Below are 16087 nucleotides of genomic sequence, written 5' to 3'. Positions count from 1 at the left end.
ATAATACCTGACTTAGATTAGTTGAGGTATTCATGCGTTTAGATAAATTTCTATGTGACTCATTAGGCGTCACTCGAAAAGAAGCAACACAGATTTTAAAATCAAAAACAGTGACAGTTAACGACGTTATGCAAAAGAGCGGTGCCACTAAGGTTACCGAAGAGTGCGTTGTTGAATGGCAAGGCAATGAACTACGTGTTCAAGGCCCACGTTATATCATGGTTTACAAGCCTGAAGGTTTTGTTTGCTCGCATGAAGACAGCTCTAATCGCACGGTTTTTGACCTGCTTGATGAGATCAAGATGGACAAGCTTCACTTTGCTGGTCGTCTAGATGTGGATACCACAGGCCTAGTGCTTGTGACCGATGATGGTCAATGGTCTCACCGTATCACTTCACCAAAACACAAGTGTGAAAAAATGTATCGCGTTTGGCTGGTGGATCCAGTTGAAGACGATTACGTAGAGAAATTCAAAGAGGGCATCCAGCTGAAAAGCGAAGATGGTCTTACTCTTCCTGCACACCTTGAAGTGCGTGCCGAGCGTGAAGTGCTTCTTACTATCCATGAAGGCAAGTACCACCAAGTTAAGCGTATGTTCGCTGCACTAGGTAACAAAGTAGAAGCGCTACACCGCGAACGTATTGGTGAAATTGAGATGGATGAATCTTTGGAGCTAGGTGAATACCGTTACCTGACTCAAGAAGAGATCGACTCTATCTGGAAGTAATCTTCCTCTCTGTTTAATGCCGACCAAGGACAGCGTCGGCTATTCATTTTGACTGGTACTAGGAAAGTCTCAGCCAATATTCTGTCTGCGTGTAAGCGCAGCTCTTAGTACTTAGTCGGAGATTTATGCAAACCCAAACTGCCCCCAGTTCCCAACCTGAAACACCCCAGCTAGGTTTAATGCTGTTTTTGATTCTTGGTGCGATCGGTGCTTTAACACCACTTGCCATCGACATGTACCTGCCTGCGATGCCAACTATCGCCAAAGATCTTGGTGTGACTGCCGGTGAAGTTCAAATCACGCTTACGGCTTACACCGCTGGTTTTGCACTGGGACAGCTGCTTCATGGTCCATTGGCAGATAGCTATGGTCGTAAACCCGTTCTACTGATTGGTGTGGTTCTGTTTGCGATTGCGTCGATGGTTAGTGCAACAACGCATGGCATTGAAGCGCTGACTTATGTTCGTACCGCGCAAGGTTTTGCAGGCGCAGCGGCAGCAGTAATCATTCAAGCTGTCGTGCGTGACATGTTTGATCGCGAAGATTTTGCAAGAACCATGTCGTTCGTTACTTTGGTAATGACGGTTGCGCCGCTGGTGGCACCAATGATTGGTGGTTACTTGGCGTTGTGGTTTGGCTGGCGTTCGATTTTCTGGGTATTGGCAATCTTCGCTGTGATCGTGATTCTCGCTGTCTCGTTTAAGATTCCTGAAACCTTGCCAGTAGAGAAGCGTCAACCGTTGCGTTTTAAAACGACGATGCGTAACTACTTCCGCTTATGTAAAAACAAAACCGCGATGGGACTCATCTTCTCGGGGGCGTTTTCATTTTCAGGTATGTTCGCGTTCTTAACGGCAGGCTCTTTTGTTTACATTGATATCTACGGTGTACGTCCAGACCTTTTCGGCTACCTGTTCGGCTTAAATATCGTTGCCATGATTTTGATGACCAGCATTAATGGTCGTATGGTGAAAAAGGTAGGCTCTCATACTATGTTGAGAGTGGGACTGGCGATTCAACTGCTCGCGGGTGTTGGCTTGTTCATTGGCTGGAGTTTAGATCTCGGGCTTTGGGGTATCGTGCCATTTGTGATGCTATTTATCGGCACACTATCAACCATCGGCAGTAATACCATGGGTTTGCTGCTTAGCGGTTACCCCAATATGGCGGGCACAGCTTCGTCGCTTGCGGGTACATTACGTTTTGGTACAGGCTCTGTAGTGGGCGCAATTGTTGCGTTCCTACCGAGTGACAGTGCTGGCTCTATGGTCATTGTGATGGCACTGTGTGCCGTACTTTCAGCACTACTTTATTGGACATTAGGAAAGAAGGCATAATGTCAAAATACTACATTGAAATTCAAAAGCTGGTTAACACAGCACTCGATGAGTTAACGGCTCTACACAAATCTGGCAAAGCGGTAGACGCACCGATTGCTAATAACCTCTACTTGGTGCGCTGGGTAACTAAGGCTATTAAATCGCAAGCCTATGATCGTTGTGTCGCTGCGGATCTGATTCGCTGGCAGAAGCAGGGTCGATCTAAAGGTAATAACTCGGATCTGACATTTACATTCCGTCGAATCTCGGCGTTTTATGCTCAATTCTTCCCACAAGGTGAAGAGTCAAAAGCGCTTAAAGATAGTGACGTTGAAGCCTTCATGGACAAGATGTACGACATGGGTTGGAGTGTTTCAAGCGAAGACGAACTGACCACAGGTGGAAAAATTCAATTTTTCACCGATGGCGAGCACTCATTCGCACTTTGTGGCAAGCAGTGTGACGATTCATTCGATGGTGAACTGATGGTGAAACCGATGAACTGGTTTGTTCGTGGTAACCACGCTGAGTTTGTTCAAGCTGCAATGGAGTCTGGCTTTATGCTTCATAAAGTGACCGACTACAAATCAGCAGTGAAATATCACGGCGAATACATCGTTTACCCAGCTAACCAAGGTAATCAGCTGGCTGAGATCCCAATCAGCTTTATTGCTGAGTAGCAGATACGAGATTAGAGATACGAAGAGCGGAATTATCCGCTCTTTTTTATTTAGTCACTAGAATCCCGAACTTGCTCTTAATTCTTTTCGCATCCCGTTGCTCGAATCCCGAATCTGCTTTTTAGTCTTTTCGCATCTCGCCACCCGAATCCCTTATCTGCTCTTTCGCCTGCTTTTCTATCGCCTTCACCATCCCCTTAAATATAAACAGGTGCGCTGGCATCATGGCAAACCAATACAGCAATCCCAGAAAGCCTTTAGGATGCCACCAAGCTGTAATATTGAGTTCGCTTTGATTGTTTGTTTGGTCATTATCGGCAAGGTCGGAAACTGTTATCTCGAGGCGACCAAGGCCGGGGCCTTTCATACCGAATAGCAGTGATAGGAACTGGTTCTCTTCACAACGAATCACTTTCCATGAATCGATATGATCGCCGACTTTGAGTGCTGGGCCTTCCGGTTCTTGCCTTTTGGGCACACCACCACCGAAGAAAAGATCCAGCCATTCACGGGTGCGCCATAGAGCGTTCGCAAAGAAATACCCTTGTTTTGGGCTACCTATCTGTTGAGCCACCTGCCAGAGTTCTTCTTTGGAAACGGTAGATTGGATGGTAGCCCCAGTCTGTTTAGGGTAGTAACCGTAGCCGGCTTGCCAGCGCTTAAAAGCAGTTTTGTCAAAGCCCCAAACGTTACTCTTTACGAATTCACCTTCTGCTCGAATTGCTTGCTCAACCATGATTTGGAATGAAATCAGGCGTTGTGGGTAACGCTCCTGAATTGCAGTGGAGTTAGCAATAAAGTCATGCTTTAAGCCCGCAAGGAGGGCGCGTCCTATATTCGAAGGTACGGACGTCACGACACCAAGCCAGTATGAGGCAATAGTTGGAGTTAACAGCGATGTTGCCCATAACCTTAGTGGTCTATCTGCGGTTTTAGCGATGTGAGCAAATTGATTGCGGTAACTGACAATATCTGGGCCGCCCACTTCAAAGGTTTGGTGAGCCTCTGGGTTTTCCTCGGCAAGCTTTAACAAATAATAGTTGAGGTTTTTTAGGGCGACTGGGTTGGCTTTTGAATCGACCCACTTCGGCGCAATCATTATTGGCAGGTTATAAACAAAATCTCGCATGATCTCAAAGGCTGCAGAGCCCGGGCCGATGATCACGCCCGCTTGTAACTCAGTGATAGGAACTGGGCCAGATCTTAATAGATCGCCAGTTTTCTTTCGTGCTTGAAGGTGATCCGAATCTGCCGTTTGTGGTTGCAGTGAGCTTAGGTAGATCACATGTTGATTGCGCGGGCCAAGCGCATTGACAAAGTTTCTTGCCAACGTGAGCTCGTAATCAATAAAGTCATGTCCCTCTGCCATACCGTGCACGAGGAAGAAAATGAGGTCAAACTGAGGTACTAGCTCTTTAGTCGCCTTAGCATCAGCAAGATCCAAGTACTCTAGTGAGAGGTTTGGATGGGACTCGGTTCGAGCTTGCAAATAGTCAATATGACGAGCGGCTGCCGTTACCTGATAACCTTGATTGAGGAGTTGGGGCAATAGTTGAGAGCCAACATAACCAGAAGCGCCTAACACCAGTACTTTCTTCATAAAGACTCCATTCGTTGATATGAAGTAGGGACGTCACTAGCTGTTAATTTACCAGTGTCATATGCAAAAAAGCCAATAGTATCTTGCTATTGGCTTAATTGTGTCTCAGATTGTTTTAACGATAGTCGTGTTTATAAATCGTTCGCTTGCTGAACATTGTCGGCTTTGGTGCTTAATGTCTTGCCTTTGTACTCACCGGTTAAGGTTTTCAAAAACGACTTAATCGCTTTGACTTCGCTGTCTGACATCTCAACGCCTACCTGATACTTGCCCATATCGTAGATAGCTTGCTCAAGCGTTTCAGCTTGCCCGTCATGGAAGTATGGCGCGGTAAGTTCAACGTTGCGTAGTGTAGGTACTTTGAACTTATGCTTGTCGCTTGCTTGCCCAGTTACATTAAATCGTCCCATATCTTCAGCGGTGATAGGTGCACTACGGTCAGCAAAATAGTCTGCTTTGATGCCCATAGTTTCAAACGTTTCACCACCCATAGCTTCACCAGCATGACAGGTATGGCAACTGTATTGTTTAAACAGATCTAAACCGTGCTGTTCTGTCTCGCTCAGCGCTTGCTTATCTCCCATTAAATACTGGTCAAAACGACTATTTGGTGTCGTGAGCGTTTTCTCAAATTCTGCAATGGCGTGGGTGATGGTATCGCCTGTCATTTCACCTTGATAAGCGTATTCAAACATTGCGACCATTTCGTCATCGTCACTTAGCTTCTCAATCACCTGAGCCCAGTCGTGAGAGCCCATCTCAATTGGGTTGAATGGAGGGCCGCCAGCTTGAGCTTGCAGATCGTGAGCACGTCCATCCCAGAACTGCAGTTTGTTGTAGACTGAGTTAAATACCGTCGGCGCGTTGATGCCACCAACTTGACCATCGATACCCACTGAGCCCACTAGGTTATCCACGCCACCAGTATCTAAGCTGTGGCATGACGCACACGAGACAGTATCGTCGCCAGAAAGGCGGGTATCGTGATAAAGCACTTTGCCAAGCTCAGCTTTACCTGCGTCAACTTCGAAAGTGGTGTAGATAGGTTGCAATGCACGCTGTTTGCGCTCAGCGGTAACAGGGGAGTCCTGATGGCGTTCAGCGCGGCTTTCACGAATCCATTTTAATAGGGTGTGCTTCTCATCTTTTGAGATTCCAGCTGCCCAGTGCATCGATTGATAGATCTTTGGTGGCATAGAGTCGTCGTATAAAACTTTTTCGATACGTGCGAGCGCCACTTCAGAGATAGGTTCTTGGTTCTGGAGGTTGCGGTAAAGCTTATTGATATCGAAGTGACGCAGGCCGACTTGTATATCTGCGTCCATTAGATTCTTAGCGATTGGCCACTCTGAGTAGAAAGGCATCTCACTGTCTGAGGTATGGCAGTATCCACACCCTTTGTCAGCCATAATCTTCATGGCTTGGAAATTCAGTGATTGTGGGTCTAAGTGTGAGTATTGGGCAATTTGACGTGCTGCCAGATCTTTATCGTCCTTATTTACAATGTAGACTGAGCCTAAATAAGCCGCGACACCTAAACCCACTAACCCTAGTGCTATTTTTTTATTATTCATGGTTAACTCCCTAATGATTTGCTTTGGAAGTTATTGAATTAGTTAGACTTAATGAAATGGTAAAAAGGAATTGATATTAATCGATTTTCTAGATTGTAAGCTTTTTAACATTTAAATTTGTTGTAAAACATGTATTTATTTGTTTATGTTATTTTTAATAACAATTTCAGTAATTTAGATATCGAACTTAACTTTGATTTTAATCAAAAATAGGATTTTACTCGGATAAAAGCGCTATAAATGATTTGGTGGGTTATATTTTATCTGTATATGCCTGTTTTTCATTCATTGTTTGAATTGATTGTGCTTTAATAGCTTTTCACTTGGTTTCATAGCAGTCTTTTTATCACCTCCTGATTCTCGGCTTATCACCGCGGATAAAAATACACGACTGTTATAATGTTTCGATGTTCCTCTTTTTTCTTCAATATGTTCCATTGAGGTGACCCTATGCTTCTTGCTTCAATAATACGTCATACCAAAGGTGACTTTGTTCGCCAGCTGATTGCCATTGCACTGCCTATTACACTGCAGAGCATTATGTTTTCAAGTAGAGGCTTGGTTGACGTCTTGATGTTGGGGCAGCTAGGAGAAGCTGATATTGCCGCGGTAGGTGTCGCAAGTCGTGCCATGTTCGTGACTACGATTATGTTGGTTGGGGTAACAACGGGTGGTGCTCTTCTAACGGCTCAATATTGGGGTGCCGGAGATAAACAAGGTGTGCGAGAGAGTACCGCGCTAACTTGGCTGGTTTCGATGTTGTTCGCAGCGTTAACCGTCGTGTTCTTTGTTTCTTTCCCAACGCAAGTGATGGGCGTTACCACAGATTCACAAGAAGTTATCGGTTTAGGCACCGAATACATCGTAATTACCGCGTTCAGTATGTTTGCCGTTGCTTGTGTAAGTAGCATGGCGGTGGGGCTTCGCGCGATGCACCGACCGGGGCTAAGTACCTTTTTCAGCGGTATTGGCATTCTCTCTAATATCTTTCTTAACTGGGTTCTTATTTTCGGTAACCTCGGCATGCCTGCGATGGGCATCAAAGGCGCAGCAATTGCGACTGTGTTGAGCGGTGCGATCGAGGTGGTGACGCTTTACGGATATCTCTACGGGAAGAAACACTTGTTGGCTTTTAAAGGCGCTGACGTTATGGCTGCTGCGACGGTCCAGAAAGTCGTTAGGTTTCTCAAGCTCTCTTTGCCAACAACCTTTAACTTCTTAGCTTGGGCGGGGGGCTTGTTTGCCTATCACGCGATCATGGGGCAATCGGGCGTGCAGGGCTTAGCAGCACTCTCGGTGATGACACCAGTTGAATCTATCTCTTTGGCACTTTTAATTGGTATGTCGACCGCTGCTGCCGTTCTGGTGGGCAATCAGCTAGGAGCCAAAAACAATGAAGCGGTTTACTACCAAGCATTGGGCATCAGCATCATTGCGTTTTTCACCAGCATTGTGGTCGCGTTGGTACTCTATTTTGTTCAAGCACCAATCCTAGATTCTTTCAGCGCACTCACTCCAGAAACGCGTGAGTTATCTGAAAAATTCATCTTGATTTTGAGCTTAGGTATTGTGGTTCGTTCTATCCCAATGACGGTGATTGTTGGCGTTTTACGAGCAGGTGGAGATGTGAAATTCTGTCTCTACCAAGATCTGATTGCTCAGTGGCTGATTAGTATCCCTCTAGCGGCTATTGCGGCTATCTATTTTGGCGTCGAACCTGAATGGATCTATTTGATGTTCTTAACAGAAGAGGTGATCAAATGGGGTGGGTCGCTCTATCGCATGAAGAGTAAGAAATGGATAAAAAATCTTATAGGAAGTTGAAGTCAGACGTAAGATTTATGTGACTTTATACTTAGCATGTGATCTATCTTTCAAATTACTTCCTACAACCTTAGATTTAGTGTAGATTCTCATTCCAAATTCTAACTAATGTGAGCTGTTTAATGTTAAAGCTATCAGACCTATGTAAGGGCTATGTCGACGGGGGAGAGTTCCATCCCGTTTTACAAGGTGCTGAATTAACATTAAATCAAGGGGACCAGCTTGCATTAATGGGTGAAAGTGGCTCAGGCAAGAGTACTTTGCTTAACCTCATTGCAGGGCTAGACCTTGCTGACTCCGGGGAAATCCTATTCCCTAACTTTGATATGCATATGGCAAAGGAGCGCGATCGCACTGCTTACCGTCGTAATAACATCGGGCATATCTTTCAACAGTTCAATCTGTTACCAACATTGAACATTGCCGATAACATTCGCTTTTGCCGTCAACTGAAGGGTTTACCTGAAGATAAAGGCTTATGGCGTCAAATTTTGTCTGCACTCGATCTTATGCCTTTATTGGGACGCTACCCTGAAGAGGTGTCTGGTGGTCAGCAGCAGCGTGCGGCGATTGCTCGTGCTCTCTATATGGAGCCAAAGATCCTGCTTGCCGATGAGCCTACTGGTAGCCTGGACGAGCGCAACGCAGAAGCGGTAATGCGCTTGCTGACGTCATTAGCACGTGAGCTTGAGTGTACGCTATTGTTAGTGACGCACAGTGAAAAGGTTGCCCAGCATATGGATGGTTGCATCCGTCTACAAGGGGGGCAGCTTCATGTTATGGCCCGTAGTTAAAGCGCTACTCGGTCATTATCGACGCTACCCACTTCAAATCATTCTTGTTTGGCTCGGTCTAACACTGGGCGTCTCTCTTTTGGTTGGTGTTACTGCCATCAACCAACATGCTAAGCAGAGCTATGCTCATGGCGAAAAGCTATTTTCCAATCCGCTTCCTTACCGTATTCGACCAAAACATAGCGCCAATAAGATCCCACAAGGTTTCTACATTCAACTTCGTCGTGAAGGATTTCAGCAGTGCGCCCCTTTTGATAACCATCGCGTAACTGACGAAAACGGCTCCAACTTCATGCTGATAGGCTTAGATCCTGTCTCGATGCTTCAGTTGCAACCTGGCGTTGCGCTTCAAGACCTCACCACGCTCAACTTGATGAAGCCGCCATACCCAATCTTAGTGAGTGATGATCTGGCCAAGCATATGGAGTGGCGTGACGGTGACTATATCCATCTTGCAGACGGTTCTGAGCTTGGTCCTTTGGTTGTCGACCAGAATAAGATGATTAACGGCACGCGTTTGATTGCGGACATCTCTCTTCTGAGAATGTTGAAGCGCAGTTCTGGCCTATCCGTTATCGCCTGTTCAGATATGTCGGAAGCGAAGTTTGAGCGTCTTAAGAGCATGCTGCCGAATGGTTTAACTATCTCTCGCAGCTCTAAAGCTGAGTTGGAGTCGCTAACCAGTGCATTCCACTTGAACTTGACGGCGATGGGAATGCTTTCGTTTGTTGTAGGCCTGTTCATCTTCTATCAAGCAATGTCGCTCTCTTTTATACAGAGGCAGCCTTTGGTTGGGGTTCTCAGACAAACAGGCGTATCCGGCTGGCAGCTAACCAAAGCACTCTGTTTTGAGTTGCTAGCGCTGGTTGTTGTTAGCTGGATCTGCGGTAACGTCTTTGGCGTGATGTTGGCAAACCAATTGCTGCCAGCTGTATCTTCAAGTCTCGGCGATCTTTATGACGCTAATGTTGGCTTAAGTATCGACTGGAGCTGGAAAGCGAGCGTCTACAGCTTTGGTATGGCATTAATCGGTGCATTTTTAGCGTGTGCTTGGCCTTTGATTCGTTTACTAAAGTCTCAGCCAATTCGACTCTCATCTCGTTTGTCTCTAATGCGTTTCGCAGGTACTGAGTTTACATGGCAAGCGTTGATTGGTTGTGGTTTCTGTGTAGCTGCTGTGGCGGTATATCAAGCTCCTCAGACGCAAGAATCTGGCTTTGCCATCATTGCATTGATGCTAGTGAGTGTTGCGCTGTTTACACCTTTCTTAATGTGGAAACTGTTCAATAGCTTCTCATACTCTCTGCGTTGGGTCCGCGCGCGTTGGTTCTTTGCCGATGCTGCTGCAAGCATGAGTTACCGCGGCGTTGCAACTATGGCATTTATGCTAGCGATGACGGCAAATATCGGCGTTGAGACCATGGTTGGTAGCTTCCGAGATACCACTGATAAATGGCTGTCTCAGCGTCTTGCGGCAGACTTGTATATCTACCCAACCAATAACTCTGCAGCACGCATGAGCAACTGGCTATCAGATCAGCCAGAAGTAGACTCGGTATGGTGGCGCTGGGAGAAAGATATTCCTTCTCCAGTAGGCAGTATCCAAGTTGTGAGTACTGGTCCTTCCGAAGGGGAGTTAGAAGCGCTGACCATTAAGCTGGGTATCCCGAACTACTGGTATCACTTACACCACTCTAAGGGCGTCCTTATTAGTGAGTCGATGTCGCTCAAGCTGGGCATTCGTCCGGGAGACTATATCGATATGTACGATAGCCTTGGCTCTGGATGGCAAGTTGTCGGTGTGTATTACGACTACGGTAATCCTTATCATCAAGTCATGATGTCGCATCGTAACTGGCTATACGGCTTTGCGGGGCGGGGCAACGTTGGATTAGGTGTCATACTTAAAGAAGATGTGAATCCAACCGGACTGCGTAGCAGGCTAGAATCGGTATTTAGATTGAGCTCTGAGCGCATCTTTGACAATAACAATATTCATAGCCAGGCGATGCGTGTCTTTGACCGTACTTTTGCGATTGCAGATACCTTGGGCAACATTACGTTGGTTATTGCTGTGTTTGGTATCTTCTTCGCGACCGTTGCGGGTGAGGTATCAAGGCAACGTCATATTTCGCTGCAGCGCTGCTTAGGCGTGTCGGCAAAAGAGCTGATCTTCACAGGAAGCCTGCAGTTGTTTGTTTTTGGTCTGATATCGTCACTGATAGCGATACCACTTGGTTTGGCGTTGGCTAACCTGATTGTAGATATCGTGATTAAGCAGTCTTTCGGTTGGTCTTTAGAGCTGCAAGTCATACCATGGGACTACTTCATGACTTTTGCATGGTCGATGGCGGCGTTGATGATCGCTGGAGCCTTGCCAGTATTACGTATGATAGGTAATACACCGATGAAATCACTTAGGGATGCGCTGTAAATGGGTCAAAGAAAAGGCGTGAAAAAGCCGAGAAATAAAGTCCTCTCTGCTGTTCTACTGGTCGGCTTCTTTGGTCTGTTTGTTGGTATTTGGTCTTATTACTCTTACTTCGCTGATGTAGGTGAAGAGGGGATCAATGAAGTCAATTCTGTGTTGGTGAGTGAGCAATTTAAGGTGTTTGAACCAGTATTGCCTGACCGTACCGTTTCACTGCCGAAAGATTTCCAATTCCATCCTGAGTTCCAACATGAGTGGTGGCATTACTTCGCGACTTTAGAAGATGCCAATGGTAAAGACTACTCCGTTCAATGGAGCTTCTTCAGAATCGCGACCGATGAACGAGAGGCACGCGGCTGGCAAAGCCCACAAATCTATATCTCAAATGTGGTTGTGACCTCAGCCACTCAAGTGTGGAAAGAACAAAGACTCGCACGTGGCGGTATTGGTCAAGCAGGAATGACTAACCGTCCATTCCGAATTTGGATTGATAATTGGAACTGGCGTGCGCTTGGTGCGACCCCGTTTCCAGGGCGTTTGAGCATTGAGACCGACACATTTGGTTTAGAGCTTGATTCAGTGACCAAAGGCCCTTACGTGCTGAATGGCGAAAACGGCTATCAGAAGAAACACGATTTACTTCCTATTGCTTCATACAACTTTAGTGCGCCGTTCTTGGCTCTGAATGGCAAACTGATGCTTGATGGTAAAGAAATTGAAGTATCTGGTAACGCCTGGCTTCATAAAGAGTGGGGCAGCGGTCTACTTGGTGAAGGGCAGCAAGGTTGGGATTGGTTTGTCTTTAACTTAGATGATGGTTCTGCTTTGAGTGTGAGCCGTTACCGCAGCAATCAGCAGATGCCTTATGTGTTTGGCACACTAGCAACACGCTCAGGAAAGGTCTATCAACTCTCTGATTCTGATATCGACATTACACCATTACCTAATAGTACCCTGCTTAACGGGCGCAGAATGCCGCTTCAGTGGATCATCAACGTGCCTAAATATGAGATCAATCTCACAACTCGGATCCAACGTAGGGACATGTGGCTACCGTTTGTTATCCCTTATTGGGAGGGACCCATTATGGCCAGTGGAAGCCATGAGGCGTCAGGGTTTATGCAACTGACTGGTTATTGATTTTTATATAAGGCTATCATTTGATAGCCTTTTTTATGCACGTTAACTCACTTTATGGAGGGTTCGTCTAGCTTACACTTATAATATTGGTCATCTATACTTAATTTAGTGTGAGTAACAACATTATGGAATATACGACGTATTGTTTAGTATTTGTAGGAAAAACCGAAGTTAAACATCCAAAGAAGTGATTATGTATCGTCGAAAGTTGGCTATACACTCGTGTCTATTCTTTGTTATTCGTTTATTTAAATAATAAATATAAGGGCGAAATCATGAACGACGTCATCCGTGACTTCTTTAAAATGGAATCTGCTGGCGGCATCATTTTGGTAATTGCTGCGGCAGTTGCAATGTTCGTAGCGAACTCACCTCTGAACGAAATGTATCAGGGTATGCTACACACATACGTATTTGGTATGTCCGTGTCTCACTGGATCAACGACGGCCTAATGGCAGTCTTCTTCCTACTCATCGGCCTTGAAGTAAAGCGTGAGCTTTTAGAAGGCGCATTAAAATCTAAAGAGACAGCAATCTTCCCAGCTATCGCTGCGGTAGGTGGTATGCTAGCTCCTGCACTAATTTATGTGCTATTCAACTCAAGCAACCCTGAAGCGCTTCAAGGTTGGGCTATCCCAGCAGCTACAGATATCGCATTCGCATTGGGTATCATGGCACTTCTTGGTAACCGTGTACCGGTAAGCCTGAAGGTGTTCCTGTTGGCTCTAGCAATCATCGATGACCTAGGTGTTGTTGTTATCATTGCACTGTTCTACTCAGGTGACCTATCGACACTAGCGCTAACAGTTGGCTTCATCGCAACAGGTGTGCTGTTCATGCTAAACAACAAGCATGTGACTAAACTGAGTGCTTATTTGATTGTTGGTGCAATTCTGTGGTTTGCAGTATTGAAGTCTGGTGTTCACGCAACACTTGCTGGTGTGGTTATCGGTTTTGCGATTCCACTTAAAGGCAACAAAGGAGAACATTCTCCGCTGAAACACCTAGAGCATGCTCTGCACCCATACGTAGCTTTTGCAATCTTGCCAATCTTCGCATTTGCAAACGCAGGTATTTCACTGGAAGGCATCTCAATTTCAAACCTGACAGGTATGCTACCGCTTGGTATCGCTTTAGGTCTATTGATTGGTAAGCCACTGGGTATCTTCCTATTCAGCTGGGGCGCTGTGAAAACAGGTGTAGCTAAGCTTCCAGAGGGTGTGAACTTCATGAACATCTTCGCGGTGTCTGTGCTATGTGGTATCGGCTTTACGATGTCTATCTTCATATCTTCGTTGGCATTTGGCCCAACGAACGCAGATTTTGATACGCTGGCTCGATTAGGTATCTTGATGGGTTCAACGACAGCGGCAGTTCTAGGTTATGTACTATTGAGTGTCTCGTTACCTAAGACAAAGCATCAAGAAGTTAAGCTGTAAGCATTACAAAACATGTTTGAAAGGGTTGGCTGGTTAGGACAGTAGCCACCAACACTTTTAAAAACATAATGACAAAGAAACGAAAAAGCCGTGATGAGTGTTCATCACGGCTTTATTGTTTAAGCCTATTCTCAACTAAGCCTTGTTCCTAATCATCCGCGTTGCTTGGATTTGTTTTGGCAAACATTGAGTGTGTTATAAAGAATCTATTTTTCTAGTGTAGTGAAGATAGTCCACTCTTCAACAATCTCTTCATTTAAACCTACAACCGTTGCTGTTACGCGTCGATTTAACGCATGAGACGTTGCATCATCACCGGCACTTTCTGGTTTGGTGTCACCGTAACCGACAATGCGTACTCGCTCAGGCTCAACCCCATTGGCTATCAGCCTGTCTTCAACCGCATGCGCTCTCTCTTTCGATAGTGCAAGGTTGTGTTCAGCGGAGCCAACTTTGCTCGCATAGCCTTGAACTTCAATAGAAGCCGATTGATAAGTCTCTAAGAAGAGTGCCATCTGGCGAATCTGGTCAGAGAATACAGGGTTAATCTCATAGGAGTTATTGGCAAAAAGGATTCGTAATTGCTTAACTTCTTGCGCACGTATTTTTTCGCCGCAGCCTTCGTTATCAACTAGCGCGCCTCTAGGGGTAGAAGGGCAATCGTCTCGGGCGTTAATTACACCATCTAGATCGTCGTCTTTAAGGTCGGCAATCTGCACTGCCACAGGCGTTTCACCGTAAGGCTCTTCTTCATACGCCATTAATGGCTGGCAAATTAGACAAGCGGGTAAAATGAGATACAAAGATTTCATAATTAATACTCCATTCCTCTTGTCCACTCTTCTGGAACATCAACCAACATAGCATCGAGCAGGGTTCCCGTTGCGTTCAATACACGGTATTTAGCGTATTGTTCAGCGTAGTGTGCGTCTAAGTAGTCTTTACGAGCTTCAAACAGCTCGTTTTCTGTATTGAGCACATCAAGTAAAGTTCGTTGTCCAATTCGGTACTGCTTTTGATAAGCAATAACGGTTTCCGCTGCAGAGTCTACGTGATCGGATAGAAAGTTCTTTTGTTGGAGTGTTAAATCTAAAGCACTCCATGACAAACGAAGCCCTTCTTCCACTTGACGATAAGCGGTATCACGCAGATCTTTGGCTTTGTTCAACTGGTAGGCTGCACTTTCACTTTCAGCAGAGTCGCTACCACCGTTGTACAAGTTGTATCTCATACGTAGCATGGCAAGGGTTTCCTGGCTTGAACCTTCATCGCCGCCAGCGTCATCTCTCCACGTTTGGGAAGCTTCTATAGAGAAGGTCGGGTAGTTAACCCCTTTAGATTGCTTGTATTGAAAGTGGGCGGCATCGACGTCGGCACCCGAAATCTGAATCACTGGATGGTGATCATAAGCAAACACTAGGGCATCAGAGAGTGAGAGAGGGATCTTAGATACATCAGCTCGAGGGTATACCAACCCTAGAGGTTCTTGACCAACGATCCTTCTAAATTGAGTGTGTGTATCAATCAGGTTGTTCTGCGCCGCCAGTAGGTTACCGTGAGCTTTCGCAATACGAGCTTCTACTTGCGACACATCCGCCGTCGAACCAATACCAGACTCAGCTCTTCGTTTGATGTCTTTGTATATCTTCTTGTGAACCGAGAGGTTACTTTCCGATAGCGCTAAGACTTCCGTTGCTTTTACTGCGTCGAGATAGACTTGCGTAACTTCCAACGCCTTGTCTTCTGCATCTGCGAGCAGCTGTAAGCGAACCGATTCTGCTTCAGCAGCAGTACGGTCTATGTTGTAGAGCGTGGCAGAGCCATCCCAAATCAGTTGAGTTAACGAAACGGTTGCTTCTTTTCGAGTTAGATCAGTATCAGGGCCGTTGTTGGGGGCTGGATTTATCCCTTCATACCCGATACCTGCATCTAGATCGATACTCGGAAGATACGCACCTCCCGCTGCATCATTTTGACTTCGAACACTCGAAAACTCATTAAAGATGCTTTTCAACTCTGGATTTGTAGCAAGCGTTATAGCGACTGCTTGTTCTAGCGTTTGTGCCCCAAGAGGAGTTGCAACAATGACGCAACTCAACAAAGATAATTTGAACAATTTCAAAGTAGTTCTCCTTCTACTTTTGACTGTCTCTTTATGATGACAAGTTCAGGTGGTGAGAAAAAACTGACCTTGTATTCGAAGCTTAGGACATTTGCTTGGAAAATGAGAAGTTTAGACAAAAAAATTAACGTTAATGCGGATACTGTACAGCGAACTTAGCCCTACTTATGTAAAAGGTGCAGTGCACGCTGTTGATAGATACAAATTTCCAATTTCTTATTGTTAATTATCTCAATAGCTTGCTTTGTGAATTTGAGAGGGACTTTTAAAAGGAGTAACGATAGGCGAGGAATGAGGTTAAACAGCCAAAACTCACTAACTATGGGCAAAAAAAAGCCCAAACCAACTCGGTTTGGGCGGATACAAGTATAGGAGTTAATAAGGAAATTGCAGTGAGTAACAAGAGAGTGAAACAAGTCTGACGGCCAGAAAGACT

12 protein-coding genes are annotated in these 16087 nt (G+C 45.6%); 8 read left to right on the top strand and 4 right to left on the bottom strand.

The features are described 5' to 3' along the window. The first annotated feature begins 32 nt into the window (after positions 1–32). From rsuA to AC6R05_RS14835, 3 genes are all read left to right on the top strand, one after another. Positions 33–728: a 16S rRNA pseudouridine(516) synthase RsuA gene (rsuA, locus tag AC6R05_RS14845; RefSeq protein WP_032552205.1), complete on the top strand. Its 696-nt coding sequence runs from the start codon at positions 33–35 to the stop codon at positions 726–728. 125 nt (positions 729–853) lie between these two features. After that, on the top strand, positions 854–2065 hold the full coding sequence (locus tag AC6R05_RS14840; RefSeq protein ID WP_500647842.1) for a Bcr/CflA family multidrug efflux MFS transporter: 1212 nt from the start codon (positions 854–856) through the stop codon (positions 2063–2065). Then, on the top strand, positions 2065–2727 hold the full coding sequence (locus AC6R05_RS14835) for a DUF2913 family protein (RefSeq protein ID WP_500647841.1): 663 nt from the start codon (positions 2065–2067) through the stop codon (positions 2725–2727). The genes AC6R05_RS14840 and AC6R05_RS14835 overlap by 1 nt, the downstream gene beginning before the upstream one ends. A 121-nt stretch (positions 2728–2848) precedes the next feature. On the opposite strand, the gene AC6R05_RS14830 is transcribed toward AC6R05_RS14835, so the two are convergent. Together AC6R05_RS14830 and AC6R05_RS14825 are read right to left on the bottom strand one after the other, a co-directional pair. After that, positions 2849–4327, bottom strand: coding sequence for a DUF2867 domain-containing protein (locus AC6R05_RS14830; RefSeq protein WP_500647840.1), 1479 nt, complete (start codon positions 4325–4327; stop codon positions 2849–2851). A gap of 131 nt (positions 4328–4458) precedes the next feature. Continuing rightward, complete coding sequence (locus tag AC6R05_RS14825; RefSeq protein ID WP_500647839.1) at positions 4459–5901, bottom strand: cytochrome c peroxidase; 1443 nt, start codon at positions 5899–5901, stop codon at positions 4459–4461. Positions 5902–6351: 450 nt separating this feature from the next. Here AC6R05_RS14825 and AC6R05_RS14820 point away from each other — a divergent pair, with 450 nt between their 5' ends. The 5 genes from AC6R05_RS14820 to nhaA all read left to right on the top strand — a co-directional run bounded on the left by AC6R05_RS14820 (position 6352) and on the right by nhaA (position 13529). Then, positions 6352–7725, top strand: coding sequence for an MATE family efflux transporter (locus tag AC6R05_RS14820; protein ID WP_500647838.1), 1374 nt, complete (start codon positions 6352–6354; stop codon positions 7723–7725). Positions 7726–7847: 122 nt separating this feature from the next. Continuing rightward, entirely contained in the window at positions 7848–8519 is a 672-nt protein-coding gene (locus AC6R05_RS14815; protein ID WP_032548689.1) for an ABC transporter ATP-binding protein, read from the top strand. Further along, complete coding sequence (locus tag AC6R05_RS14810; protein WP_500647837.1) at positions 8500–10953, top strand: ABC transporter permease; 2454 nt, start codon at positions 8500–8502, stop codon at positions 10951–10953. The genes AC6R05_RS14815 and AC6R05_RS14810 overlap by 20 nt, the downstream gene beginning before the upstream one ends. Further along, a complete protein-coding gene (locus AC6R05_RS14805) occupies positions 10954–12090 on the top strand; it encodes a lipocalin-like domain-containing protein (protein ID WP_500647836.1) in 1137 nt (378 codons plus the stop codon). A 275-nt stretch (positions 12091–12365) separates the two neighbouring features. Continuing rightward, complete coding sequence (nhaA, locus tag AC6R05_RS14800) at positions 12366–13529, top strand: Na+/H+ antiporter NhaA (RefSeq protein WP_152468921.1); 1164 nt, start codon at positions 12366–12368, stop codon at positions 13527–13529. Between the two features lie 206 nt (positions 13530–13735). Here nhaA and AC6R05_RS14795 read toward each other — a convergent pair whose 3' ends face one another. Further along, a complete protein-coding gene (locus tag AC6R05_RS14795) occupies positions 13736–14344 on the bottom strand; it encodes an OmpA family protein (RefSeq protein ID WP_500647950.1) in 609 nt (202 codons plus the stop codon). Beyond that, on the bottom strand, positions 14344–15651 hold the full coding sequence (locus AC6R05_RS14790; protein WP_500647835.1) for a TolC family outer membrane protein: 1308 nt from the start codon (positions 15649–15651) through the stop codon (positions 14344–14346). Before AC6R05_RS14790 ends, AC6R05_RS14795 begins: the two co-directional genes overlap by 1 nt. Positions 15652–16087: the final 436 nt, after the last annotated feature.

It is taken from the genome of Vibrio sp. R11-SG3-ISO9 (genome assembly GCF_059834255.1).
This window is presented reverse-complemented; position numbering and strand designations above follow the sequence as displayed.